The following is a 24,723-nucleotide window of genomic DNA, read 5'->3' as shown; positions in this document are numbered from 1 at the left end:
AGCTGGCGTATTACTTGAACTGAACTTTGTATTCAGCATCAATCTTCGCTTCACACGTTTTGATCTCATTTTCAAAACGCTGTAGCCATTGCTCACCTTCTTTACCAGCAGTACTTAGGAAGTAATCTTTCACTGGACCAGCCACTTTTTGGAACTCAGCACGTTCCTCTACAGATGGGTTATAGATAGTCCCTTTCGCTTTGCGGAACTCTTCGTAAGCTTCAAACTCTTTGTGCTTCGGATAAGCACGTAGGTATTGGTTTTGCGCTGCAACACCGTCAATGAGCACTGCTTTCAACTCATCAGGCATAGACTTGAATTTCATGTCGTTGAACACCCAAGCTCCGCCCATGTACGCGTGACCGTCAAGGATGATGTAGTCCAAGCTTTCGTGGAACTTGTTTTGAACGATATCAACGATGCCGTTCTTAGTACCATCTACCACACCCGTTGATAGAGCGGTATACACTTCAGGCCATGCAATAGGTGTTGGTGAACCGCCTAGCTCTTTAACAAGCTCTTGTTGAATACGTGCAGGTACAGTACGTAACTTCAAACCTTTCACGTCGTCAGGAGTTTTCACCTGCTTCTTAGTCGTAGCAATGTTACGCCAACCACCAGAGTTCGATACCATCATTAGACGAACGTTAGGCGCTTTCTTAAGAAGCTCACCACGTACATCCCCAATGAACTCTTCGTTGTCGTATACACACTCAGCAACACGGTCATTTGGAAGCATGTAAGGTAAGTCGAATGCGCCAACAGGCTGCCAGAAGTTCGCTAACTCAGGAATTGTCGTTTGGAAATAATCAAACATTCCTGCTTGAACTCCAGCAATACACTCTTTCGCCGTACCACATAGCTGACCTGATGGATAGATGTCTACTTCAATCGCACCGTTAGAACGAGACTCTACAAAGTTTTTGAAAACCAGTAGCGATTGATGGTTATAACTATCTAGGTTAGACACGTGTGGAACCGTCAGTTTATAGTCTGCTGAATAAGCGGCGCCAGAAGCAAGCATGGCTGTGGCAGCGACGGCTAGTAGTGTTTTTTTCATTCTATGTTCCTTTTATCTTTATAAATTTTTGTTTCACGTATTCTTTTGAATCAGCTCTACATCACGCCCAACAGCTTAGGTAGGCCTATCACTAATTCCGGGAAGAATGAGATGAGGAAGATGATCAAGAACTCTACAATCAAGAATGGAATGATCGCCTTCGAAATTTTCTGTAGGGGTTGTCCGGATACGCCCGAAGCAACGAATAAAACCAGTCCCATAGGTGGTGTCGCAAGACCAATAGATAGGTTGACACACATCACCACACCAAAGTGCACTGGGTCGACACCCGCATTGATCATGATTGGCGCAATAATAGGACCGAAGATTAGGATTGCTGGACCAGCATCTAAGAACATGCCTACGATGAATAGGAAGATGTTGATGATGAAGAACAGCATCAGAGGGTCACGAGTAATGCTATTAAAGAACTCTGTAACCGTATTCGAAATACCTGAGAAACTGATCGCTGACGCAAAGCCACTTGCCGCTGCAACAATGATAAGTACGGCTGCTGCGTTCACCGCTACTTTTGCAAACAACGCATAGGTAGCTTTGATGTTAGTCACTTTGATGACATAAACCGACAGGAAGATGGCATAAGCTACTGCTACTGCTGCCGCTTCAGTTGGTGTAAAGATACCGCCATAGATACCACCGAGAATGATGACTGGTGTCAACAACGGCAGAATCGCCAGTTTCAAACTTTGACTACGCTCTAGCTTAGTAGCACGCGGCAGAGTTTGTACTTCAGGATACTTACGAATTTGCATTCGGTTTACCAGCATCAAGCCGACGCAGAAGATGATGCCTGGGACAATACCAGCAATAAACATAGCAGCGACAGAAGTGTTCATTACGAATGCATACAACAGCATCAGACCAGATGGTGGAATGATATTACCAAGCACCGTCGCAGCCGCCGTTAACGCCGCCGAATAGCTCTTGTCATACTTATATTTAGACATTTCTGGAATCAGCATGTTGCCGATCGCCGATGTCGCAGCCACTGCCGAGCCGGTTAGTGCACCAAACAGTGTGGATGCAAGAATAACTACGTGTCCTAAGCCACCGCGTAGGTGCTGAACTCGAGTTTGAGCGAAAGAGATAATACGTGGCGTGATACCGCCGCTCGACATACACTCACCCGCCAACATAAAGAATGGCAGCGCTAGTAGAAGAAAGTTATCAAGACCAGAGTACAAGCGTTGATAAAGCATGTTGATGAACAGTACTTGGTCATTTTGAATAAATGTGATGATTGGCGACAAACCTAATGCCATCAGCACAGGCACACCCATTAATAGGAATGCTAGAAAATAAACTAGGAAAATTGGGGAAACCATAACGTTACCTCTACTCGGCCGCTTCTACTGCTGATGAATTATGTTCAGCAGGATCGAAATGAATCAGGTTGTGTAATGCGCCAAGTAACTTTTGGAGAGCAAATAGACACGAAATCGCCAGCATAATCGGTGGAATCGCATACACGACAAACATTGGAATAGGAAGACTGTCCGCCATTACCGACCCTGTTTTGTAAAATGCGTAACCGAAGTAAATCCAGACCGCAAACAAGATCAAGCTAGCGACGTGGCCAAATACCATCAAGAGTTCGAAGATACGCGTCCCTTTTAATTTGTCGGTGACGAATGTCATCGCGATATTACGCTCATCCAGGTAGATGATTGGTAGGCACAGGTAAGTCATGTAGATCATCAAGAAACGAGATGATTCATCTGTCCACCCCAAAGGAGTGTTTAAAATGTAGCGAAAGGCTACTTGAATCAATACGATGACAGTCATCACTAACAAGAAGAAACCTGCTATATTTGCTGTCCAGCGCGCTATTGGCGCATTAATCGTATTTAAAGCGTTTTCCATTGCTTTAAGCATAGAACCACCATAAAAAATAATAATTTTTGTTATTTAAACGACATATTGTCCACTCTATTTATATTGATAACCCAGTTAGTAATTTTTAACCGTGAGTGTTTTCACACTGAGCAACAATATGTCGTTTTTTGTAGGGTTAATGTCACATTATGGACATTTGGTCGTTTTAAGCTTTACCGTTTGAGCCAAATAGACGGATTTTGTGTTGAACAACTTCCATCATTGATTCAATACCTGTGTTCATGACATCCGCTAAAATGAAGTCATTTTCATTCTGTTTCCAGTGAGCTTGAACACCTTTGATAAAGCCTTGGCGTAACTCAGTATCAACGTTGATCTTCGCTACACCACGTTTCACAGCTTCGACTACTTGGTCATCAGGTACACCTGAGCCACCATGAAGTACAATTGGTTTTTTCACTGCTTCTTTGATTTCGCTTAAACGGTCAAATTTCAGTTCTGGTGTTGTTTTATATACACCGTGAGCGGTACCGATAGAAACGGCCAAATAATCAACACCCGTGCGTTCAGAGAAGTCCAGAGCTTCTTCAACCGTGGTGATCATTGCATCTTTCTCATCAACAGTGATGTCATCTTCCGTACCACCAATTTTGCCAATCTCACCTTCAGCACCTAAGCCAAGTGCATTAGCTACGTCGACGACGGCTTTAGTGATGCGGATGTTCTCTTCGAAAGGAAGTGCCGAACCGTCAAACATCAGCGATTGGAAATCACGGGTTGCTGCTTCCATGCACTGTTCGAACTTGCGGCTATGATCAAGGTGAATACAGATTGGCACTGAAATCTGGTGATGTTGTATTAGAGAGTCAACAGCATCGCGTAACGGTTTCATACCCATTTCATTAATCGCTTTTTGGCCGATTTGAAGCATGATTGGTGATTGCTCTTTCTCAGCGGCAAGAAGCACTGCTTTAATTGTTTCTAGGTTGTGTGCAGTAAAAGCGCCGATGGCATAGCCATTGTTCCACGCTTCTTGAATCATTGTTTTACCTGACATATAAGGCATTGTGAGTGTTCCTCTGTATTTGTTCGTTACTGTAGTAATTTACCAGTACAAAACGTCCACTTCTGTTAGTTATGTATCACTTTATGACACAAATGCTCAATTAAGGACAAAAATGAGCTATAGAGCACATCTTTATGTTGTTTTTTGATTTTCTCTACCAAAATGTCAAAAACAAAAAAAAGATGACGGCACTACACCGTCATCTTTCGGAAAGACTTAAATTTAATATCTAATGATATTAGGATTTTATCTCATATCTTGGTCAAGCAAGCCTTGAGATAATGCAGGTGCTAACCCTGGAGTCAGTGGCAATCTAGGAATCACCAAACAATGCATTAAGTGGTAAATATCTTGTTTACCATCCCATACCTTGCTAGTACCAGCTTGGTTATTTACGTCCAGCTCTTGCCACCAAGAACATCCCTCATAATCAATCAAATAGGTACGGCAATAGTCCCACCATGTACGATAGTAATCTTCGTACTTCTTATCACCCGTTACTGTAAATAAAGCATAGGCAGTACCAATCGCTTCTACAGGAGCCCAGCGGATACGCTCACGAACTACTGGCTTGCCATCCCAATCTACCGAATAAACAAAGCCCGGCGCACCGTCCACATGCCATGCGTCACGCACCGTAGCATCAAATAGTCCAATAGCGTCTTCTAACAACCATTCTGGACAATCTTCGCCAATTTCTAGCAAGGTTGCACGTAAGTGACAAATCAAACGTCCCCATTCGATCCAGTGGCCTGGTGTACCACCATATGCTCTGAAATGACTTGCTGGTGTTTCTTTATTGTAATCAGGAAGAGGTTTCCACTCAGAATCAAAGTGTTCATTAACGCGGTAGCTTAACCCTTTCGCTGTTTTGTTGATCATAAACTCGGTGATGTTAAGTGCGCGCTGCAACCACTTCTTATCTTTTGTCACATCGTAAACAATCAAGAAAGCCTCTACAGAGTGCATCGCCATATTACCGCCGCGGTAATCTTCGGTTTCAGTCCATTCTCTGTCCCAAGACTCGAAGCACATTTGACGATCTTCGACCCAGAAGTGCTTTTCATATACGGCAATGGCTTCTTCTAGAAGTGCTTGCGCACGAGGGTGACCTGTAGTGACTGCACTCGCTGCGCCAAGGAGCACAAACGCATGTTGGTAGCCTTGTTTTGACTCATCAACAATGCCTTCGCCTTCGTTATCAATTGTCGCAAACCAACCGCCGTGAGCCTGATCTTTCAACGGGCCTTCTAGAGCTTTAATACCGTGCTCGACAAGGTCATAGGCGCCAGGGCGTCCCATGAGTGCAGCCAAGGAATAACAATGGAGCATGCGCGCAGTTATCCAAAGACGTGTGCCCATCTCTTCGCGCACATTGCCGTTGTTACCAATCCAACCAAAACCGTTTGGTACCACAGAGTTTCTGCCAAACTCAAAAATGCGGTCAGTTTCGTTATCTAACCATGTGTTATGGGATCGGGTATTAATCCATTTCATAGGGTGTTTCCTCGTTATTTTTTGTTGCGACCGACCCTATCAGTCCATCGCATTGAATTCAGTATCATTATTGTTATCTAGCGAACGGCAATAGCGGTTCGCTGATTTTTAGGTCTATTTCACCTCAAAACGGTGAATAGTTTTTTCTTCGAACAGTTCACCAGGATTCAAACGTACGGATGGAAAATGCGCTTGGTTAGGGCTATCCGGATAATGCTGCGTTTCCAAACATAGTCCTTCACGATTTTCATACTTATGACCGTTGCGACCATACCAAGGCTTATTCGACAACTTGAAACCGTTATAGAACTGCACCGCAGGTTGAGTAGTAAAGACCGTCATTGCTCTACCACTGTTAGGTTCATACAGTTCAGCAGCAATTCGATAACCTTGTCGGTCTGTATCGCCGTTTAATATAAAGTTGTGGTCAAACTCTCTGGGGCCTACTTCTGTGCGAGAGGTAAAGTCGAGATCACTGCCCGCTACCGAACAAATTTCGCCCGTTGGAATCATGGTTTCATCCACTGGAGTATAGAACTCTGAGTGCAGTGTTAGTTGATGATTATCAACGGTTCCTGAATCATGGCCACCAAGATTGTAATAACTATGATTGACCAAATTGACGACCGTTGACTGATCGGTATGGGCAGTAAACTTATAATGGACTTGGTTCTGTTCATCCAGGCCGATTGAATGTGTCACGACTAAGTTGCCACCAAACCCTGACTCACCGTCCGGAGAGATTCGACTGAAATGAACAAAAATCGCTTCACTTTGCTCTTCTAGCGTATAATTCCAAACGTATTTGTCGAACCCTTTTGAGCCACCGTGCAAATGCTGCCCCGTCGAAAGCTCATTCGTTTCTAACTGAAAGACTTGTCCATCTAATTGGTAACGGCCATCTCTGATTCGATTTGCAAAGCGCCCCGCGACTGCTCCAAAAAACGGGTGGCCAGCAACATACTTTTCAAGGCTTTCATAACCTAGAACCACATCAGCAATCTGGCCGTTACGGTCTGGGACTTCAATGGAAGAGACAATACACCCGTAATTAGTTACACGTATCGTCATGCCGCGTTCATTCGCCAACGTAAAGAGCTTAACCGGTACCTCTTGACCCTCAATGTGGCCCCAGTTTTCTTGAGTCAGTTTCACGTGATTGCCTCTATCCGTTATTTAATTTTTGCTTCAAGACCTGAAGTAACGCGTAGCTGTTCAAATACCGCAGTCCAATCCTGACGACCTCGGCCTGCTGCACGAGCAACACTATATAGCTCGCGAGATGCCGCACCACAAGGCATTGGTACATTCACTTGGTTAGCAAGATCCAAAGCAATTCCTAGATCTTTATGCGCTAAATCCAGCATAAATGCAGGGCTTAAGTCGCCTGCTAATACTTTGCCCGGCCACGTTGTTGTAAAGTGACCCTTACCCGCTGGAGTACCACTCATGACTTTCAATGCTGCATCAAACTCAAGACCAATAGCTTCAGACAGTGTCGCCGCTTCCGCAGACAATGCATTAAGAGCAATGCTCATATAATTGTTAATGATTTTTACGCGAATACCTTTACCCGGGCCACCAGCATCAATTGTTTCAGAGCCCATGCAATCAAATAATGGTTGCGCTTTGGCGATTTGCTCTGGAGTACCACCAGCAAGAATCAACAGCTCACCTTTGATCGCATGGTCAGATGTTCGACCTACTGGTGCTTCCATCATTGAGAAGCCTTTTTCCGACATCTCGTTAATAAGCGCATCAGTTTCAAACGGGTGAATGGTCGACATGTCGATAAGTAACGCCTGCTTATCTAAGCCTTCTGTAACGCCACTGTCACCAAAGAGTGTGCTTTTGACCAGTGCGCCATTAGGCAGCATAGTAATAACAAACTCAGCGTCAGATGCAGCGTCTGCTGGTGATGTAGCGGCTGTAGCACCTAACTCAACCATCTTTGCGACAGCAGTTTCGCTGATATCAAACACGCGTAAAGAGTGGCCACCTTTAATAAGGTTTGCTGCCATTGGGCTGCCCATTTGACCTAGACCGATGAATCCTACTGTTGACATGAAAAAGTCCTTAGTTCTGTTATTGAATTGCTACTTACTATAATCATTCGAGATTTAATAACCACAACATTTGTCACATTTTGTTGTTTTATGTCCATTTATTATCTTTTTGTGAGAATACTCTCATCGCAAATCTATTTAGTCCTTATAATGAGCCCATGAGTTGTGAAAGCACTCGATGGTTTTCGACGGAGATTTTTCCTTAAAGCTAACGATAGTTTCACCGCTTTTTTTCCAATGATGTTTGAAACGATAAGAGATATAAAATGGCGATAGCTTGTGTTGGTATTACAGTATTAGACCGAGTGCAATTGGTTTCCCAACTCCCGACTCAGGGCGGCAAATATGTTGCACACGATTACTTTGAAGTTGGTGGTGGACCAGCCGCTACAGCTTCGGTCGCAGTGGCTAAGTTAGGCCATGACGTTGACTTCATAGGTCGTGTTGGTTGTGACAGCGTTGCTGATACCATGTTGACCGAATTGGCCAGCTATGGTGTTGGCGTAGACAAGATGGTGAAAATCGAAGGTGCATCCTCTGCATTTTCAGCCGTCATCGTCGATGAAGAAGGCGAACGAATGATAGTCAACTATCAAGACAAGTCTCTGCTGCGCGATGCTACCCCTCTTAAAAATGTTGATTTTTCGACATATTCCACAATTCTTACAGATGTTCGTTGGATAGATGGCGCAAAATATGCACTACAGCAAGCAAGAGAACTGGGTATTCCCTCGGTTTTAGATGCAGACATAACTCCCGAACCCATTGATGAACTTATAGAATTAGCAGATCACGTCGCTTTTAGTGAGCCAGGTCTCGAAAAATTCACTGGAACAAGCGATCCTGTTGAAGGTCTCAAAATCGCTCAAAAAAAGACAACTGGACGAGTTTATGTTACAGTCGGTTCAAAAGGATGTTATTGGCTTGAAAATGGCGAACTCGCACATCAAGTAGGTCTGAAAGTAGATGTTGTTGACACCACAGGTGCAGGCGATGTCTTCCACGGAGCACTTGCTGTCGCTGTTGCAGAGCGTATGGAAACGCGTCAATCCATTATCTTTTCCAATACCGTAGCTGCGCTGAAATGTAAGAAACTTGGAGGCCGCGAAGGTATTCCAACCCGAAAAGAAGTGGATGACACTATATAAAACTAATAATAAAAAAGAAGGGTTATCGTGACTAATCCAAGACAAGATAAATTATTACAGTTCGTTAACGACAAAGGTTACTACACCGTCGAAGAACTCGCAGAAATGCTCGACGTTTCGACTCAAACGATTCGTCGTGATATTAAGAAACTCAGTGAAGAGCGCCTTGTAATACGTCACCATGGTGGAGCAAGTTCTCCTGCTACCAAAACGAACCTAGATTACGAAGTCCGTAAGGTGTCAGAGACCGAACAGAAAAACGCTATTGCTAAACGTATTGCGGAGATGATTCCTGATAATTCAACGGTATTCATCACTATTGGTACGACCGCTGAAGTTATTGCGAGTCATCTGCTTAACAAGAGTAACTTGCAGATTATTACTAACAGCTTACGTGTTGCGAATGTGTTACACGGTAACAAGACATTTGATGTTCTGATACCAAGTGGCAAGGTCAAGGCATTTAACGGTGGTATTGTCGGGACTGAAGCATTGGACTTTATTTCCAACTTCCGTTTTGATTTCCTTATTACCAGTGCAGCATCTATCGATGTTGATGGTACCTTATTGGAATATGACTTAAGCGAAACTCTGATTACTCAAACAGTAATGAAATCGGCTCGACATGTGTTGGTCGCTTTGGATTCAACTAAGTTTATCCCAAAGGGGTCCATTGAATTAGGTCCAATTAGTGATGCAAGTTGCTTATTCACTGATGCGCCTCTGACTAAAGAATTAGAGGCTATTGTGAATAAAGGCGATACAACAATTGAGATTTGCGATTAATCTACGTTTGCGCAGCTGAAAATTAAACGGTCAACTTGTCTAAGACAAGGTGGCCGTTTTTATTTGCAGCATCCCACTAGATGTCTTGATTAAGTAACATGACCTGCACTCTAATCCAATCGCATCGAAGCACTCTATAGCACTAACGAAAGCACTAGTAATAAGCGAACTACTTGGCGTGCCTGTTCGTTTCACCATATTACTAAGCAAATACAAGATATGAATGAGCGTTTGGCGCTTATCTCCCCCCTCTCCCCACATAGGTTCAACATCAAGCGCCTCACCGTATAATGCTGGTTTAATTGATAATCCATTGCCTTCAAATTCCAAACGGTGCTTTATTACCAAACTGCTGACGACTAAGATTTCACTGTATTGCAGAGCGCTATATCGAGAACATTCGCTTAGAAGATCATCTAACCAACCGCAGCCGTGGCTCGGCTCTTGCAGAGTCGACTCTTGAAGAAATAGGTTTCGAACATACGTTAACGCGGAATTCACACACAAAGCAGGAACCTTGGGTCGAGGTGCTACAGTTCTATTCCGCCACAGCTCAGCCTGCTTATCTACGTCAGTCATCGAAACGTTTATTACTTTGCTCATCATACGCACAACCTACCTACTTACTGATGCGCTGCACGCTTCATTACAGCGGTAAACTTGCTCTCCGTCGTGGCTGTAGAAACAAGCACCCACCCCTGACTATTCATGTAATTTAGAGCATCCATTGGCGAGTTAAACGCAATGGTTTTGCCATTTTCGTCGCGTAATAGGTCTTTGTTCCTAACGCTAATCTCCAGTTCTTGCCCAAAGTCGACTTCAACTTTCCATTTCGTCAGACTTAAGAGTTTTCCGGATGCGATCACCATAGCGTATTGTTCGGTTTGGGACTCACGAGCAGTAGGCTCGGGAGATGAAGCAGCGTGACTTGCGGTTAACGGTAACAGCAAGAATAAAAACAGTGGGACAGTTCTAAATAAGGTTTTCATACAAGATCTCCGATAACATTTCGGCAGGCACACCAACTGTGCCAACGACAAAAATCGTATCAAAGACAATGTCCATTATATGGAAAGCATAGCCCCACTTTGTCTGGAATATGGAAAGACGTTTCTACTTACGACCTGATGAACAAGTAATTGCTATGCTTTCTGCGCGTCTCGTTTTTTCAATGTACGGTAGAATTCTGATAAGTACTCAACATCTTCTTTCGGAGCTGCCAGCATAAGATCCAGAAACTTCAACGTGCTGGCAGATAACGGTAATTGCCCGCCATGAAGTCGCTCTAAGCTGGTCATGGGGAATAGCTGAAGAAGACTAACATCGAGTGCTTTCGCAATACGGAAAAAATCTAGAATAGTAAAATGGCTCTTTCCTTCTCTATCCATTTTCTCATAAAGCGCAGAGCGACCAATTCCGGCTTTTTTTGCCAGTGAGTTCTTGGAAAGCTGGGTCTGAACCATCAATGCTTCTATTCTCTCTACAACCATTTTTCGGAACACCTGTTCCTCGACCCCAAAAAACTCAAAACCTTCTGTTTCAATCTCTGCCATTTCGATTTGTCCATTATGTGGAATTTACATACCCATCCTATCCGAATAACGGATATATCAAATGATAAGTTTATACCAGGTTACACACAACACTAGTTATCAAACCTTATATTTTAACTGAGGGCACCTTTATGCAAACTACTCATCAAGCTTTAATCATCGCTGCACTAACGCTGTCTAGTGGTGCAAACGCAATATCTCTCGAGCCTGCGCAAGGTTTGAATGTTAACCAGCCCTATTACGCTCCAGAGACATTTGTACAACAGAAAAGCTTGCCGATTGTGGATATTCGAGGTCTTGACTCCAAAAACTATGTCACGGTTTTTGAAAGCCAAATTGGTGATGAGGTGAGACGAGGCATTAAAGAGGCAGAGTATGTTTACAAACTGGCGGGAATTGATGTTGTCGAATTCGAAAAAGACTCCATGAAAGTATTGGAGAACTCGAGAAAACTCAATCCCGAGTACTTTGAAGTAGTAGAAGCATTGGCGGAAGTAGGAGGTATTTCTGTAGAAAGGATGTTCACATTGTCTCAACTTGACGCCGCGTTAGCGTCTGCAGCCCAATCATCATTAAGTGGCTGTACAACCATAAGTTTTGCAGGTACTGGGGTGGTTGGGCAAGTCAACGATACCCCTTCTTTATCTGGCGGCAACTATTGGGTTCTTCAAGCTGACGATTATGTTCAAGTCATGGCGTCCGGTTTCTATGGCTCTGGCCAAACGCTTGGCAAAGACATTGGTGTGGTGATTAACTTTCAGGGTACTGACTCAAAAGGTGTAGGTCTTCAATCTAATAGTGCAATCGAACTTGGCGCTCTTCAAAACTACTTAGCTCGGCATGCCAAAAGCGTGGAAGAAGCAGAGAAAATTCTAGAGAAACACCGAACGGTTGTTGCATCTCATTTTAATTTTGCAGATGCAAATGGCGATACCATTGGTATAGAAATGCTAGAAGGCGATAATTACGTCATAAAACGTCCAGCAGGTATCGGTCATGCGAACCATTCCGAACGTCCGGGCGTGATGCAGTCTTTTGCTGAATCAGTAGGGTTAGGTGACAAAAGCAGAAAACGCACCATCGCTACTGCCTACACTGAATGGCGCGCAGAGTTTGCTCAACAGTTTATCGATAATAGCCCTGAGGGAAATGTAGACGCAGCAAAGTACGTGCTTAATACCAAACCTATCGCTCAACATGCAGCATATGGGTCGGATTTTATCTCTACGCTAACCGCAGTTATGGACACTAAAGAAGGCTGCTTAGAAGTGGCTCCGGGGGTGGGTGAATGGAATGACTTTCAGAAAGTGTGTCTAGAAAAGTAGCTAACTGAAAGAACTAGGCTCATCGAATGAGCCTAGATATCGCTGTGTTAAGCGTTCAACAGGTCTGCTTATTAGCAGGTTTTATCGCTGCACAAATTTGGTCGCGTAAACAAGATCAATAACGGACTGGTACTCTTCAATGCTGGTGTCGGCAAGATGTCTTAAGCCACCAGCTGCTTTCGAGAAGCATGCATTGTCTTCTTTATCTAGTTTTTTTACTGCATCAACAAGCTTGGCTTTAAATTTTGGGTCTAAATCATTACTCACGATAGTAGAGCCATTGGCAATCAGTGGTGATTGCCAAATAATACGAATCTTGTCCATCACTTCAGGATCGTGCTTGGCGTATCGATGAAGCGCACCAGCTGAATAACCACTCGCTCTGTCACCGACCATGCTCGAAGCGGAGACCGCTGCATCAAATTGACCGTTGATAACTCCGACAATGTTCTGTTCGTGACCTCCAGAAAAACTCAGTGACTCAAAAAAGCCATTAAAGCGGTTATCCATAGTTCCACCAACTTGACGTTCTAATTGGTTGTTGGGAATCAGGTATCCTGATGTTGAGTTAGGATCTGCAAAAGCAAACGAGTGGCCGCGTAAATCATCAATATTTTGATAAGGGCTATCAGCCTTAACGATGACCACCGAGTGATAGCCTCTTGAGTTATCTGTGTTGTCTGCAATCAAACCAATGATATCGATGGCTTCAGGATCATTGAGATATACCTCAGCAAATGCCTTCGGCGACATGTTAATCACTAAGTCGATTTTCTTCCCCAGTAAGCCTTGAATCACTGAGTTATAGTCACTCGAGTTTCGTATGTTGGTTTTGACGCCCAACTCCTCCTGCATAAACTCTACAACACATTGGTTATTGCCGATTTGTGCTTCGGCGTTTTCCCCTCCTAAGATACCGAGGTTAATGGCTTTAGGCATAGAGGCATGTAGGTTTTTAGAGACTAAGCCTGCGAGTAATAGAGCTCCTATCCAACGGTTTTTCATTTCATTTTCCTTAATGTCGACAGATATTCGTGTTTAGAGTCGACACTATTGGAACTGTTCCTGCTTATGAGGTTTTTACAGTTCCGTGAAAGTCATATTAATCCGGTTGGTAGATACGTTTGCTAGATGAACGTCCAATAAGAGGAAGCTTTGCCTTAGGCGCGCGCTCAATTCTGTACCAAATGGTCAACCAATCAAACTTGGACAATGGGGCTTGTTGGCTTACGTTCATGATGTAGCGGCTCTGATTTATCTTATTGATTATTCTTACGAAATTAACATCTGACGATATTTGCGTCAGCTCACTACACCCTAGTGTCATAATCTTAAGGTAAACGACATTCTCTAGCCGGACATTATCCTTGGTTCGAAGAGCTAGAAGGAAAGACCACAGCAATGGTAACCGCCCCCTTTCTTTAGCCATTTTATAACGCCGAAAACTCACATTCCCGGCAAACCCTAGTACGCAGATTGTGATAACTAGGACGAACAACTCGATCCAATAAGTACTCAAGTAACTTCTAAACGTATGCTTGATAAAAACGCTCTTACCGGGTAGTTCATGCCGCGCTAATTGCTGTGTTTTTGGGTTCCATTGGTATACATCGATAGAAGGTAAGGTAAACTTTCCAGCACTGTCGAACACAAAAGTGTATTGTTCCTGCAGCACGGCAGCGTATTCCCCTCGATTTGCAAGGTCTTGTTTGTTGATGGCTTCAAAGTAAACCTGATAATCGGTTGTACTTTGTATCTCACTTAACCGCTCTGGCAGAAGCATTATGGTGCTACCTTGCACCTGAAGTTCTACATCTCGCTGAAGCGCACTTCCCACGACAAACTGATCTTTGGACGATGGTGATGACCATTCCTGTTGCAAAGATAGGTTCGAACTCACTAACCAAGTCTTATCTGGCACCATCATTGCTGACGGCTTATTGACCTCAAAAGTTACTGGATTTGTAACAAGGTAACCGACCACATCAGGATTACCATTGTCCCCTTTCACCTGCAATTCGACAGTAATACTTGGAATGGCTAGCTTCCCCGTTGTTAAAGGGTAAAGGGTCACTTCCCATTGTTGTATCGCGTAAGTTTTACCATATCGTCGCTGAGTACCATTAATCGCAAACCGACTTCGATTGGCAATCAGCGCATTTTCTACTTCAAAACGATGTACTCGAGTTCCTTTGGTAAACCACGTATCCGTGCCAACCTCTATCGTAATGGTTGTTTGTTGACGAAGGGAGACGGTGCCTGTTGGAGTGACCGAAGCCTTGATAAATACTCGTCCCTTTTGTTGCAATTCACTCATAGTTGTTGCCTGGCAACTCCACGTTATTAAGACCAGTACAACAAAAGATAAAAACGACCACCTAACTCTCATTGATTTCCCTTCTGCTCTACGTAACGTTGCGTAGCAACTCCCATCTCCAACTGTCGATGAAATTTATAAGTAAGAAATACGCTGAGGTCACTATTGACGCGTTTCATCCATTTATCGTGAACGGAAGAATCGGCAAGCAAGTCTTCTGCTGTGAGTTTTTGCTCTTGTAACAACGAAGGATCAACTTCTTGAGTCACCCCTTCCGCAGTTTGTGGCTTATCTCCTAACTCCTTGCTAGCTTCCATTTCACCACTGGTTAATTGGCCTTCTGAAAACTCATTTATGTGTTGTATGATCCTCTCCATTAGTTCTAGGTTTTGAGTCGCTGTCACATTTGCAGGCTCTCGATCCAATATGTCACGATAAAGCTGACGAGCGGCCATATATTCCCGTTGATGTGCAAGTGATGCTGCCGCGCCAAGCTGTGAAGCCGTAGTATCGACTCTCATGTAGTACTGTTGAGCACTAATGTAGTCGCCTGATAGATAATAAGCGGTTGCTCTCCAATATGGTTCCTCAAAAGTCTTAGCCGCCAACTCGTATTCCTGTTGAGCAAACAAGCGCTGACCTTGTTGATCCTTAGTCAGCCAAATATCCATCCAATGTATCGAATCAGCATAAGTAGTAGGGCTATATCCCGAGCCCAATAACATTACGATGACCATCCCCCATTGAACTAACCACCCACGTCGGAACCACAACAGATACAGCAGCATCAGTGGCACAAGCAAGTAATAGCCAGAGTCATACCATGGCTCACTCTCACCTCCATATAACTGAGCGTGTTTCGCAATCAATGAAGCAAGTTCAACGACATCCTCGTTATTTAGCAAATACATCACCGACTGACCGTCAACGCGATTTGCTAACGACGCAAGCTTCCTCTCCTCTATAGGAAAAACAACATCGGTATCGCTATGACCGATTCCCCAAATCAATAATTGATGATTGTGACTAGAGAAGTAATCTTGGTAGGTAATTATCGCTTCGTTACTTAGCCCATCTGTTACTAATAATACCGTGCCCGATGACTTTGCTTTACTTAACACTTGGTGGATTGGTGACAAGGTGTATTCAGCAAATTTTCCGTCTCTTGGTACCACATTAGGCTTAATCGCGTTAAGGAGCGGTTCGAATAGAGCTAGATCTTGCGTCGGAGGCATAACCAGATGAGCACTTCCAGAAAACACGACTAAAGATACTTTCCCCTTATTGTGCAACTTGAGCAATTGGAGTACTTTCTGCTTTGCAATAAACAGTCGGCTTGGAGCAACATCTGACTGCGACATTGAGCTAGAGACATCCAAAACAACAACCAGTGGCGCTGTATCTTCTGCAAAAGGAGAGGCTTGTCGATACCAACTTGGGCCAGCAACAATGATAATCGCGATAACGCCCACCAACGTCAGCCCCTTTAAAGGCAATTGGCTAAACCAGTTTGGCCTCCCCACCAGCAATGCATCACGCAGGTGAATGGGCAAACTCGTCATCCATTCACTTCTCTTTGCTTCGTTACGCCAACGCAAATAAACCATGCTAAGTAAAGGGATCAACAACAGCAGCCCGAACGGTCGAAGAAAATGAAACTGCTCTATTAGCGCTTGACCAGTCATAGTTCCCTCTTAGGCTGTGCTTTTACTCGAGAACGAAAGACTTTGGTTTGAAACATTAGCCGATAGAGCATAAACATAAGATGATTCAGAACTCCCAACAGCACTGGCACAAAATGCAAGCTAGTTTTAGGTTGATAAGTAAAGCTCTGATATTCCTTAGGTTCCAACACCGAAATGGTCTGATATACAGCGTCCAAATCTTCTTGGGACATAGCAAGAAACGCTTGCCCGCCGGTGACGGTAGCCATTGTCTCTATCGTGCTAAAATCTATGGCTTGATCGCCTGTCGTATTTGGGCTGCCCATGGCAACTATATACAGTCGAATACCGTATGCCCGAGCGACTTTTGCAGCGTCAATGGGTGGCACTAAACTGTCTGTATCATTGCCATCTGTCAGTATGATCGCGACTTTCTCTACCGTCTGATTCTCAGGGTTATCTATATATGTTTTTATCGTTAGACCGACCGCATCTCCCAAGTGTGTGCTCTCTCCAGCCATTCCTACTTGGGCTTGATCGAGCAAAGCAAGCCACGCCTCATGGTCAGCAGTAAACGGGGACTGAAGATAGGCGGAATCACCAAAAAGAATTAACCCCAGTCGGTCACCTTCTCGTTTTGCGGCAAATGTTTCGAGCACCGATTTGGCAGCGGTTAAACGATCTTGTTCTTTTCCAGAATTATCTAGAAAGTCCCTTTCGGACATGGAACCTGACAAATCCACCACCAACATGAGATCACGGCCGCTAAGCTGGTAGGTTTTAGGTGTATCCAACCACATTGGTTTTGCAATTGCTATCACCAACATTAACCACGTAGCGATAATCGACACACGCTGCCAACGACTGGCTCTAAGACTGGCTGCCCCTTTAGTTGCACGAAGGTTTAGTCCATTGACCAGTCGCGTAAAAAAGGGAACAGAAAGTGCCTGCTGTGTTGTCTTATAACTTGGAGCCCAGAGATAAATGAAATATGGCAATGGAAGCAAAATCATAAGCCAAGGATATTCTAACTCGATCATTGTCTTACCTTAACGATGCTGTTTAATCCAGTCACAGGCCATTAACTCAAGCTGTCTTAATTGACTGGGTGTCCATTCTTGATTCCGGTTTTTTGCATAGATTGCCTGCTGCCATTGTTGAGCAATTGAACTCGAGAACATATTTGAATTGCTCTTAGACTGTAAAAACAACAGCCATGCTTCGCCATACAAGGAAGCAACACTCGAATGCGGATAGCAATGACACGCGGTTTGTTTCAAAACGCTATTGAGTACCGTTAAGTAGTAATTCGGCTGATTCTTGGGTAAGCGTGCGATGGCTTTCAATGCGATACGTCGATAACGGTTGGCTTGATAACTTCTCCACCACCTCAACAAGACGAGCAAGCTACTGAGCAATATAAAAACTCCGGCTATTTTCCAGCCGATTGTCTGCGGGAAAAATGGCGTCATCTCGGGTATGGCTGGATCAATTAAATCTCGTAGTAATATGTTGTTTTTAGACATGTACTTTCTCACTCAACTGTTGCTTTAATTGCGAGAAATGTTGTCCTGACGTATCGAGTTGAAGATAAGGTATCCCCAGAGATTGCAATTCCTGTTTAACACTGAGGTGATGTTGTTGCCACAGAGTATTGTAGTTGTCGATTTTCTCTTGAAAACTGCTATCCACTGCGACTTGAAGTTCACCGTCACTGAAGCAAATCGCCTCCTGTATTAATAGTTCTTGCTCCATCGGGTCTTGAATTGAAACACATACTAGGTCGTTATGTGCTTGCAGTCGACGAATCATAAAACGTGTTTCAGAGTCATAGTCGGAGAAATCTGAAATCACAACAATCACTGCACCTTTTAATTTTTGACGCAGCAAGCGTTGTACAACACTGTTAAAAGTCACTCTCTCAGTTTCACTATTACGTTTTACCAGTTCATTATTTTCTGTTTCTAGTAAGCGAAACAATCGTAGAAGCTCACTATGTGATCGCCTAGGTTTAAACCAGCTTAGACCTTGAGTCCCAAATACAAGGGCGCCGGCACGGTCGCTTTGCTGAAGAACCTGCCAACTGAGTGCAGCAGTCACTTGTGCCGCCACAACGGATTTCATTATCTCGACGGTAGAAAAGTACATGTTGCTTCTCTGATCAACACAGAGCAGTACAGTTCGGTCTTTCTCTTGTCGGTATTCTCGGACGTGCGGTTGATTTGTTTTGGCCGTCACTAACCAATCGATATTTCGGACATCATCACCCGCTTGATAATGACGAAATTCTTCAAACTCCAAACCTCGTCCTCGAAATCCTGATAAATGTCCTCCAACAAGCCGACTTGCTACCTTTTTCGATGGTGGAAACTGAAACGCATGTAAACGGTGTTTTACTTGCGTGAGCTCCTTTAAGGTAGTTGCGATTCTTGGATCCACAGCAGTCGTCTTCATGAAACTAACTCAACGGCACTTGACGTAATAGCTCATCGACGACGTGCGTTGTGTTTATGCCCTCAGAAACAGCGTCAAAGCTGAGAGATAAGCGATGGCTTAATACGAACGGAGCAACGGCTCTGACATCGTCAGGCGACACAAAGTCCCTACCTGATAAAAACGCATGAGCACGACTACAACGATCCAATGCAATCGATGCTCTTGGGCTTACACCAACATCTATCCAATCCGCTAAGTCGCTTTGTGGATAAGCTTCAGGGCAACGAGTCGCGACCACTAAATCAACCAAGTACCTATCTATCGCATCCGAAACATGGATTTGCTTTACAGCTTCGCGCGCGGCATTTAATGTCTCAACTGAAAACCATTCGTTGCCTTCAAAGGTCGCGTTCATCTTTGTCGCCGACTTGTGCTCGTTTCTATCCTCATCTCGAACTAAACGAATAATATCCATCTCTGATTGGCTACTCGGATAATCCACAGTGACTTTCATAACGAAGCGATCCATTTGTGCTTCAGGTAAAGGATAGGTTCCTTCTTGTTCTATGGGATTTTGCGTTGCTAGCACCATGAAAGGTTGAGGCAGTGACTTAGTTTCCCCTGCGACAGTGATGGTCCCTTCTGCCATCGCCTCGAGTAACGCCGCTTGTACTTTCGCCGGAGAGCGATTGATTTCGTCAGCAAGTACAATTGAACTGAAGATCGGTCCTGGCTGAAATTTCAGTTTTCCTTCTTCGTGTTGGTAGATTTGAGTCCCTGTAATATCAGAAGGCAATAAGTCCGGAGTAAATTGAATCCGGCTAAAATCAAGATTCAAACAATCCGCTAAGGTCTTTACTGCTCTTGTTTTTGCGGTACCCGGTAATCCTTCCAATAAAATATGGCCACCAGTTAATAACGCTATCACCATAGATTTCGTTACATGCTGCTGGCCAATGACATTTCGATTTACCTGACTAATAAGCCTAGTAAGTACTGTGTGTTGGATATCTTGAGTCATCATTATTCTAATTAGCGTTCTTTGCTTGAGCGTGTTTTTTGGTGAGCGACATCAAGGCCTCTTCAGGGTAGAGTTTGCGTAGCTGTGTTAAACAAGTAGAGGCGTCGGCGCCCATGGCTAGCTTTGCTTCACAAAGTGAGTACAGATAATGAGGTACACCTAACTGAACGTATGCTTGTTCAAACAAATCTAACGCCCTTTCAGGGTTACTTTCGGCCAGCATAAGTCCGAGTAAATAAGTATATTGAGTGATATCTGGCTCTAGTTCATGGGCTCGCTGCATATGTTCGATTGCTAATTGGTTTTGCTGCTTTCGCCAATAAGTGAGCGCTAAGCTGTGGTGTAGTGTTGCTGATGTTGGATGAGCTTCAAGCCCTTGGCGCAATACACGTATCGAGTCGTGATCTTGTCCGATTGCTTTGTAGAGTTCTGCCAATTCAACCGCAACTTGAACGCTAGGCTCATTCTTCCATTCTTTAAGCAATAACAGCTTAGCTTCGTTGTATTGCTGGCGCATACGGTATAGCCAGGCACTCTCTACTCGCCCATCCGTCGTATCGTCAGACACTGTTAGTTGCTGTTCTATCGCAGCGTCTAGTACTTGTTGATATTGGTCAGGAAGTGATGTCCATAATGGTGCTAATGCGCTTACCGCACGCGAACGCACTCTTGGTTCAGAGTCTTCTAGTAACGGCGAAATGAGATCCCACCTTGCTCTGCCCTGCCATTTTTGCGCAGCGGTAATACTTGCTATCCTGAGCTCTATATACTCTGACCTTGATGCACGACCTAGCGCTATTAACGTATTCGCACCTGAGTAGTTTCCCAACATCTGGGTTGCAGCGATACGCTGACTGAGCGGTAACGTCACATCCTGAGACATTTCAGATAACGTATTTTCTCTGCTGTACTCGTACGTCGTGTTTTGTGGCGATGAGACGTTAGCACTATCTGTTGTATTAGCCCTTTCTGTCGTGTTAGTACTATCTATCGTGTTAGGACTACCTATCACTGGAAGCGAAACACTGGCGACCAGAAAAATCATATTAATGAGCGATCTCATGATGATAGGTCCTCATCACGTATCTGTTGGCTTAACGCTTCTGTCCTGATAATTAAGGCGTGAAGAAAATAGACGTGTTCGGTCTGCGGCATTTCATGCATATCGAGCCACTCATTTACAGCGTGTAAGGTGTCGATATAGCGTATATCGGAATTGGCGGAGGAATCTAAATATGCCAGTTCGCGTAAGGAATCAACTAAAGTTGGATAAGCCATTTCTGGCATAACCAATGCCTTCATCTGTTGATTAAACACCTGTTCCAGTACGTCATGATTGCCTTTTGCAATTTGATACTGCGTTCGCTTCTTCTGGTATGAATCCCCACAATCAGAGTGTTTAGGATGTTGTTGACAGTAGTTGAACTGAGTAGCAAAAACGGTATACCGAATACTCATATTCTCAAATGCCAAATCAATCATCTTTTCTACCTGTTCAACAGGGAATAAAGTCTCAATGTTTTCAGTTGTGTTCACGGAAGCGGCTGTTCCACTAGACATCAACGCCAATAAACTGGTGAGAACCATATTACGGATGGTATTCATCATTTCAGGTCCCTACTTAAACCGAATTTTCATTGCATCGGCATTGATGCGTTTGTGTACCGGATACCCCATCGTTGCAACAACCATTGAGATATATGGGTCGATATGGGAGAAGAACTGTTTCCAGCCACCACATAGATAATTAAGACCACTTTCCCCATCGAGTGTTTTGATAAATCGGTTCTTTGGACATTCTCCAAAACATGCAAACTGGTACTGACACTCTCTGCATTGTTTGGGAAGAGTGCCTTCCTTGGCGTTCCCAAACTCTTGTTGGCCTGCAGAAAACTGTAAATCTTCTAACGCCACGTCATTGATATTGCCCAGTTTGTATTCCGGATAGACATAATGGTCACAGGCAAACACATCGCCGTTGTGCTCAATGGCTAAACCTTTACCACACATAGGGGCAAACACGCAGAGTGGGTTAATTCGTCCCATCCAGGACTCAATACATGCTTCGAAGTACGGAACATTGACCTGGCCGATATCATTTTCGAGCCATTCATCAAAAATAGTGCAAAGGAAATTGCCCCATTGGCTTGCCGATACACACCAAGGTTCTAGTATCGAATTTGGATGACTTGGCTCTGTTTCGGGCATTCCTTGGAATAGTATTTCTGATTCGGGCCAATGTTGAGGCGCGGTTTCTCGAAAAGATTTAGGTTCAACAATAGGTATGAATTGCATCTGTGGCGAGCGCACTTCATCACGTAAGAAACGATAAACTTCTAATGGATTAGAACCAGATATGTTGTTCACACAAGACAATGTAGCAAAGTTAACTTTATGCTTGTGCAAGATATCCACACCTCGCATAGTTTGCTTGAAAGTCCCCTTGCCCGAGCGATTTGTTCTGTAGGTATTGTGGATCATTTCTGGGCCATCAATACTTAGTCCAACCATAAAGTTATTCTTACTAAGAAACTGACCCCACTCGTCATTCAGTAAAGTGCCGTTAGTTTGCAGGTTATTTTCTATTTTCACGCCTTTCGGGCGATACTTTTTCTGTAAACGAACCACATCACGAAAGAATTTCACACCCAGTAATGTTGGTTCCCCACCTTGCCAGTGAAAGACGATTTCAGGGAAGTTTTGTTGTTCAATATAAGACTTAATATAATGTTCCAACATTTCCCGTGACATTTGACTGCCACACCCTTTTTCATGCCCCAACAGCTCTTCTTTGCTCAAGTAATAACAGTATGAACAGTCAATATTGCAGGCTGAACCAATAGGCTTAGTCATAATATTCATACGCTTAGCAGGTTGCTTTAGCGGAAGTGTTTGGCCGAGATGCTGTGTTTTTTGGGACATATTAAAGCCTCGCGTTGGTGTCACGAACCTTGTGACAAGCGCTTCCCTGTGTTCATTGAAGTGCCATTATCCCGCCACTTTAATTCACCGTAATCGGTAATTTTACTGCTTAGCTTCAACGCAGTTGCTTATATTTAGAAATAAAAAAAGCCCGACATTAACGTCGAGCTTTGATGCGCAATACAATAGCTTTATTTATATTGAGCTCTTTGCCAGATATTCATTTTCTCTACAATCTGGTCGATAGAGAAAGATCCAGGAACTTGTCTAGGTGGGAATTCTTGGAACGTTTGAAGGAACTGACCTGTGGTCGCAGCGCCTAAATATAGGTAAGGCAAGTGTTCGATGTACCATTGAGTGTACATGCCTTCGTGATCAGCGACCTCGTATGGGTCTTGACGGAGGTTATACATCTTAGGAGCTCGTAACTCTTCAAATGAACAGTTCCAAGTTTCCAAGCCATGGCAGTTGTTCACACTGAACATAATCTTGTAATCACCGACGCGAACCGCCGAAATATCACCAACATCTGTTGCATAAATATAGTACTGGCGCGGCCACGTTGTTAAGTTGTGTTGTGTTGTCGCCTTGCCTGTTTCTAATGCCGGAAGCAGATTGTAGCCATCAAGATGTACCTTGTACTCTTTACCATTGATCTTCTTACCTTTCTTCAGATCTTCTACAATCGTAGTATCCCCTGCTGCTGCAACAAATGTTGGCATCCAGTCATTGTGCGCTGCGATTTCGTTGACAACAGAGCCAGCAGGAATTTTCCCTGGCCAGCGCATCATGGCAGGGACACGGTGACCACCTTCCCATGATGAGTTTTTCTCGCCGCGGAAACGAGCTGTACCACCGTCTGGCCAAGACAGTTTCTCAACGCCATTATCTGTTGTGTAACTTACGATAGTATTGTCAGCAATCTTTAGCTCATCTAGTTTGTCTAAGAGCTCACCAACCATATTGTCGTGCTCTACCAAGCCATCGCCATAAATACCGCCGCGCTTTGAAAGACCTTTTGATTCTTCTTTAAGATGAGTCCAAACGTGCATCCGAGTCGCATTGAACCAAACGAAAAACGGTTTATTTTCTTTGTGAGCGCGGTCGATGAAATCGAGAGCTGCCGCAAGAAACTCTTCATCCACTGTTTCCATGCGCTTTTTCGTTAATGGACCCGTATCTTCGATCTTGCCGTCTGCATAGGAGTGAATCACACCGCGCGGTCCAAATTTCTTCTTGAACCAAGGCATTTTTGGATAATCTTGATGCTCTGGCTCTTCCTCAGCATTTAAGTGATATAGGTTACCGAAGAATTCATCAAAGCCGTGATTAGTTGGTAAGTGCTCATCTAGGTCACCAAGGTGGTTTTTACCGAACTGGCCTGTCATGTAGCCTTTTTCTTTAAGCACAGTCGCAATCGTTGGGTCTTCAGCTTTTGAGCCTTGTTTGGCTCCTGGCATACCTACCTTAGTCAAACCAGTACGCATTGGGTGTTGACCTGTAATAAAGGCTGCACGACCTGCTGTACATGAGTTTTCACCGTAGAAATCAGTGAATAAGACACCTTCGTTAGCAATGCGGTCGATATTTGGAGTCCAGTGACCTGCCTGGCCCTTAGTGTATGCACTTAAGTTATCGATACCGATATCATCACCCCATATTGCCAAAATATTTGGACGTGAAGTGTCGGTTGTTGCGAAACTTGTCATTGACGTCGCAGCTAACGCTGCACCTACCGCTAGTTGTAGGAACGTTTTCTTTTGAAACATAGTTCAGACCTTGGATTAGAAATAAATCAGAACTATTATTTAAAAAGCGATGTATTGGGTAATCAGTATAATTACTGCTTATTTAATTCATAGATAGTTAAATGGCGCTACCCGTCACTATAAACCATAAGTGCCAATAATAATCGATAAAGAAAATTGACCCTAATCATAATTTACTAGCTTTTTAATGGTTGTAGTTCAAATGTCCTATTGGTTCAGTACATTTACTGTATTTC

Annotated in this window: 24 protein-coding genes; 3 read left to right on the top strand and 21 right to left on the bottom strand. The window is 43.9% G+C overall.

Translation table 11 applies throughout. The features are described 5' to 3' along the window. Nucleotides 1-10: 10 nt before the first annotated feature. The 7 genes from AWH66_RS12380 to yihU all read right to left on the bottom strand — a co-directional run bounded on the left by AWH66_RS12380 (nucleotide 11) and on the right by yihU (nucleotide 7,546). Nucleotides 11-1,060, bottom strand: a complete 1,050-nt coding sequence (locus AWH66_RS12380) for a TRAP transporter substrate-binding protein (RefSeq protein ID WP_063606908.1) — start codon at nucleotides 1,058-1,060, stop codon at nucleotides 11-13. Nucleotides 1,061-1,116: 56 nt separating this feature from the next. Further along, on the bottom strand, nucleotides 1,117-2,406 hold the full coding sequence (locus AWH66_RS12375; RefSeq protein ID WP_038221714.1) for a TRAP transporter large permease: 1,290 nt from the start codon (nucleotides 2,404-2,406) through the stop codon (nucleotides 1,117-1,119). Nucleotides 2,407-2,416: 10 nt separating this feature from the next. Further along, nucleotides 2,417-2,956, bottom strand: coding sequence for a TRAP transporter small permease (locus tag AWH66_RS12370; RefSeq protein WP_006069616.1), 540 nt, complete (start codon nucleotides 2,954-2,956; stop codon nucleotides 2,417-2,419). A gap of 166 nt (nucleotides 2,957-3,122) precedes the next feature. After that, entirely contained in the window at nucleotides 3,123-3,983 is an 861-nt protein-coding gene (locus AWH66_RS12365; protein WP_006069615.1) for a class II fructose-bisphosphate aldolase, read from the bottom strand. A 246-nt stretch (nucleotides 3,984-4,229) separates the two neighbouring features. Next, the gene (locus tag AWH66_RS12360; RefSeq protein WP_006069614.1) at nucleotides 4,230-5,480 is read right to left on the bottom strand and encodes an AGE family epimerase/isomerase; all 1,251 of its coding nucleotides are present in this window, start codon (nucleotides 5,478-5,480) and stop codon (nucleotides 4,230-4,232) included. 114 nt (nucleotides 5,481-5,594) lie between these two features. After that, nucleotides 5,595-6,635, bottom strand: a complete 1,041-nt coding sequence (locus AWH66_RS12355) for an aldose epimerase family protein (RefSeq protein ID WP_063606907.1) — start codon at nucleotides 6,633-6,635, stop codon at nucleotides 5,595-5,597. Between the two features lie 17 nt (nucleotides 6,636-6,652). Further along, entirely contained in the window at nucleotides 6,653-7,546 is an 894-nt protein-coding gene (gene yihU / locus AWH66_RS12350) for a sulfolactaldehyde 3-reductase (protein WP_006069612.1), read from the bottom strand. A 266-nt stretch (nucleotides 7,547-7,812) separates the two neighbouring features. Between yihU and AWH66_RS12345 the strand changes: the two genes are divergently transcribed. Continuing rightward, entirely contained in the window at nucleotides 7,813-8,694 is an 882-nt protein-coding gene (locus tag AWH66_RS12345) for a sugar kinase (RefSeq protein WP_063606906.1), read from the top strand. A gap of 27 nt (nucleotides 8,695-8,721) precedes the next feature. Continuing rightward, entirely contained in the window at nucleotides 8,722-9,480 is a 759-nt protein-coding gene (locus AWH66_RS12340) for a DeoR/GlpR family DNA-binding transcription regulator (protein ID WP_038227024.1), read from the top strand. Between the two features lie 39 nt (nucleotides 9,481-9,519). On the opposite strand, the gene AWH66_RS12335 is transcribed toward AWH66_RS12340, so the two are convergent. From AWH66_RS12335 to AWH66_RS12325, 3 genes are all read right to left on the bottom strand, one after another. Further along, complete coding sequence (locus AWH66_RS12335) at nucleotides 9,520-10,086, bottom strand: hypothetical protein (protein WP_063606905.1); 567 nt, start codon at nucleotides 10,084-10,086, stop codon at nucleotides 9,520-9,522. A gap of 17 nt (nucleotides 10,087-10,103) precedes the next feature. Further along, a complete protein-coding gene (locus AWH66_RS12330) occupies nucleotides 10,104-10,469 on the bottom strand; it encodes a hypothetical protein (RefSeq protein WP_063606904.1) in 366 nt (121 codons plus the stop codon). A 153-nt stretch (nucleotides 10,470-10,622) separates the two neighbouring features. Next, nucleotides 10,623-11,033: a helix-turn-helix domain-containing protein gene (locus AWH66_RS12325; protein ID WP_063606903.1), complete on the bottom strand. Its 411-nt coding sequence runs from the start codon at nucleotides 11,031-11,033 to the stop codon at nucleotides 10,623-10,625. A 131-nt stretch (nucleotides 11,034-11,164) separates the two neighbouring features. Between AWH66_RS12325 and AWH66_RS12320 the strand changes: the two genes are divergently transcribed. Continuing rightward, nucleotides 11,165-12,358 (top strand): C45 family autoproteolytic acyltransferase/hydrolase, encoded by a 1,194-nt coding sequence (locus AWH66_RS12320; protein WP_063606902.1) that lies wholly within the window; start codon nucleotides 11,165-11,167, stop codon nucleotides 12,356-12,358. A gap of 81 nt (nucleotides 12,359-12,439) precedes the next feature. On the opposite strand, the gene phnD is transcribed toward AWH66_RS12320, so the two are convergent. The 11 genes from phnD to AWH66_RS12265 form a co-directional block, all read right to left on the bottom strand. After that, entirely contained in the window at nucleotides 12,440-13,363 is a 924-nt protein-coding gene (gene phnD / locus AWH66_RS12315) for a phosphonate ABC transporter substrate-binding protein (protein WP_063606901.1), read from the bottom strand. A 97-nt stretch (nucleotides 13,364-13,460) separates the two neighbouring features. After that, nucleotides 13,461-14,675 carry a BatD family protein gene (locus AWH66_RS12310; protein ID WP_167360950.1) on the bottom strand — a complete coding sequence of 405 codons (1,215 nt, stop codon included), beginning with the start codon at nucleotides 14,673-14,675 and terminating at the stop codon, nucleotides 13,461-13,463. A gap of 68 nt (nucleotides 14,676-14,743) precedes the next feature. After that, nucleotides 14,744-16,360 carry a vWA domain-containing protein gene (locus AWH66_RS12305; RefSeq protein WP_063606899.1) on the bottom strand — a complete coding sequence of 539 codons (1,617 nt, stop codon included), beginning with the start codon at nucleotides 16,358-16,360 and terminating at the stop codon, nucleotides 14,744-14,746. Then, complete coding sequence (locus tag AWH66_RS12300; RefSeq protein WP_063606898.1) at nucleotides 16,357-17,379, bottom strand: VWA domain-containing protein; 1,023 nt, start codon at nucleotides 17,377-17,379, stop codon at nucleotides 16,357-16,359. Before AWH66_RS12300 ends, AWH66_RS12305 begins: the two co-directional genes overlap by 4 nt. Nucleotides 17,380-17,388: 9 nt before the next feature. Next, nucleotides 17,389-17,865 carry a DUF4381 domain-containing protein gene (locus AWH66_RS12295; RefSeq protein WP_063606897.1) on the bottom strand — a complete coding sequence of 159 codons (477 nt, stop codon included), beginning with the start codon at nucleotides 17,863-17,865 and terminating at the stop codon, nucleotides 17,389-17,391. After that, a complete protein-coding gene (locus AWH66_RS12290; protein ID WP_063606896.1) occupies nucleotides 17,858-18,793 on the bottom strand; it encodes a DUF58 domain-containing protein in 936 nt (311 codons plus the stop codon). Before AWH66_RS12290 ends, AWH66_RS12295 begins: the two co-directional genes overlap by 8 nt. A gap of 4 nt (nucleotides 18,794-18,797) precedes the next feature. Beyond that, nucleotides 18,798-19,784, bottom strand: a complete 987-nt coding sequence (locus AWH66_RS12285; protein ID WP_420882865.1) for an AAA family ATPase — start codon at nucleotides 19,782-19,784, stop codon at nucleotides 18,798-18,800. A 19-nt stretch (nucleotides 19,785-19,803) separates the two neighbouring features. Continuing rightward, a complete protein-coding gene (locus AWH66_RS12280) occupies nucleotides 19,804-20,859 on the bottom strand; it encodes a tetratricopeptide repeat protein (protein WP_063606895.1) in 1,056 nt (351 codons plus the stop codon). Next, complete coding sequence (locus tag AWH66_RS12275; protein ID WP_063606894.1) at nucleotides 20,856-21,404, bottom strand: hypothetical protein; 549 nt, start codon at nucleotides 21,402-21,404, stop codon at nucleotides 20,856-20,858. The genes AWH66_RS12280 and AWH66_RS12275 overlap by 4 nt, the downstream gene beginning before the upstream one ends. Nucleotides 21,405-21,413: 9 nt before the next feature. After that, the gene (locus tag AWH66_RS12270) at nucleotides 21,414-22,718 is read right to left on the bottom strand and encodes an anaerobic sulfatase maturase (RefSeq protein WP_063606893.1); all 1,305 of its coding nucleotides are present in this window, start codon (nucleotides 22,716-22,718) and stop codon (nucleotides 21,414-21,416) included. A gap of 191 nt (nucleotides 22,719-22,909) precedes the next feature. Then, nucleotides 22,910-24,487, bottom strand: a complete 1,578-nt coding sequence (locus AWH66_RS12265) for an arylsulfatase (RefSeq protein ID WP_063606892.1) — start codon at nucleotides 24,485-24,487, stop codon at nucleotides 22,910-22,912. Between the last annotated feature and the right edge of the window lie 236 nt (nucleotides 24,488-24,723).

The organism is Vibrio barjaei (genome assembly GCF_001639065.2).
GTDB lineage: Bacteria > Pseudomonadota > Gammaproteobacteria > Enterobacterales > Vibrionaceae > Vibrio > Vibrio barjaei.
The sequence above is the reverse complement of the archived record's forward strand: the minus strand, read 5'-3'. Positions and strand labels throughout refer to the sequence as shown.

What these genes read in the sequence shown, in the direction of transcription:
- yihU (WP_006069612.1), bottom strand. Translation starts at nt 7,546, where the DNA reads ATGTCAACAGTAGGATTCATCGGTCTAGGTCAAATGGGCAGCCCAATG.
- AWH66_RS12295 (WP_063606897.1), bottom strand. Translation starts at nt 17,865, where the DNA reads ATGTCTAAAAACAACATATTACTACGAGATTTAATTGATCCAGCCATA.
- AWH66_RS12380 (WP_063606908.1), bottom strand. Translation starts at nt 1,060, where the DNA reads ATGAAAAAAACACTACTAGCCGTCGCTGCCACAGCCATGCTTGCTTCT.
- AWH66_RS12325 (WP_063606903.1), bottom strand. Translation starts at nt 11,033, where the DNA reads ATGGCAGAGATTGAAACAGAAGGTTTTGAGTTTTTTGGGGTCGAGGAA.
- AWH66_RS12365 (WP_006069615.1), bottom strand. Translation starts at nt 3,983, where the DNA reads ATGCCTTATATGTCAGGTAAAACAATGATTCAAGAAGCGTGGAACAAT.
- AWH66_RS12320 (WP_063606902.1), top strand. Translation starts at nt 11,165, where the DNA reads ATGCAAACTACTCATCAAGCTTTAATCATCGCTGCACTAACGCTGTCT.
- AWH66_RS12370 (WP_006069616.1), bottom strand. Translation starts at nt 2,956, where the DNA reads ATGCTTAAAGCAATGGAAAACGCTTTAAATACGATTAATGCGCCAATA.
- AWH66_RS12265 (WP_063606892.1), bottom strand. Translation starts at nt 24,487, where the DNA reads ATGTTTCAAAAGAAAACGTTCCTACAACTAGCGGTAGGTGCAGCGTTA.
- AWH66_RS12290 (WP_063606896.1), bottom strand. Translation starts at nt 18,793, where the DNA reads ATGAAGACGACTGCTGTGGATCCAAGAATCGCAACTACCTTAAAGGAG.
- AWH66_RS12335 (WP_063606905.1), bottom strand. Translation starts at nt 10,086, where the DNA reads ATGATGAGCAAAGTAATAAACGTTTCGATGACTGACGTAGATAAGCAG.
- AWH66_RS12360 (WP_006069614.1), bottom strand. Translation starts at nt 5,480, where the DNA reads ATGAAATGGATTAATACCCGATCCCATAACACATGGTTAGATAACGAA.
- AWH66_RS12305 (WP_063606899.1), bottom strand. Translation starts at nt 16,360, where the DNA reads ATGACTGGTCAAGCGCTAATAGAGCAGTTTCATTTTCTTCGACCGTTC.
- AWH66_RS12330 (WP_063606904.1), bottom strand. Translation starts at nt 10,469, where the DNA reads ATGAAAACCTTATTTAGAACTGTCCCACTGTTTTTATTCTTGCTGTTA.
- AWH66_RS12375 (WP_038221714.1), bottom strand. Translation starts at nt 2,406, where the DNA reads ATGGTTTCCCCAATTTTCCTAGTTTATTTTCTAGCATTCCTATTAATG.
- AWH66_RS12300 (WP_063606898.1), bottom strand. Translation starts at nt 17,379, where the DNA reads ATGATCGAGTTAGAATATCCTTGGCTTATGATTTTGCTTCCATTGCCA.
- AWH66_RS12310 (WP_167360950.1), bottom strand. Translation starts at nt 14,675, where the DNA reads ATGAGTGAATTGCAACAAAAGGGACGAGTATTTATCAAGGCTTCGGTC.
- AWH66_RS12345 (WP_063606906.1), top strand. Translation starts at nt 7,813, where the DNA reads ATGGCGATAGCTTGTGTTGGTATTACAGTATTAGACCGAGTGCAATTG.
- AWH66_RS12275 (WP_063606894.1), bottom strand. Translation starts at nt 21,404, where the DNA reads ATGATGAATACCATCCGTAATATGGTTCTCACCAGTTTATTGGCGTTG.
- AWH66_RS12280 (WP_063606895.1), bottom strand. Translation starts at nt 20,859, where the DNA reads ATGAGATCGCTCATTAATATGATTTTTCTGGTCGCCAGTGTTTCGCTT.
- phnD (WP_063606901.1), bottom strand. Translation starts at nt 13,363, where the DNA reads ATGAAAAACCGTTGGATAGGAGCTCTATTACTCGCAGGCTTAGTCTCT.
- AWH66_RS12270 (WP_063606893.1), bottom strand. Translation starts at nt 22,718, where the DNA reads ATGTCCCAAAAAACACAGCATCTCGGCCAAACACTTCCGCTAAAGCAA.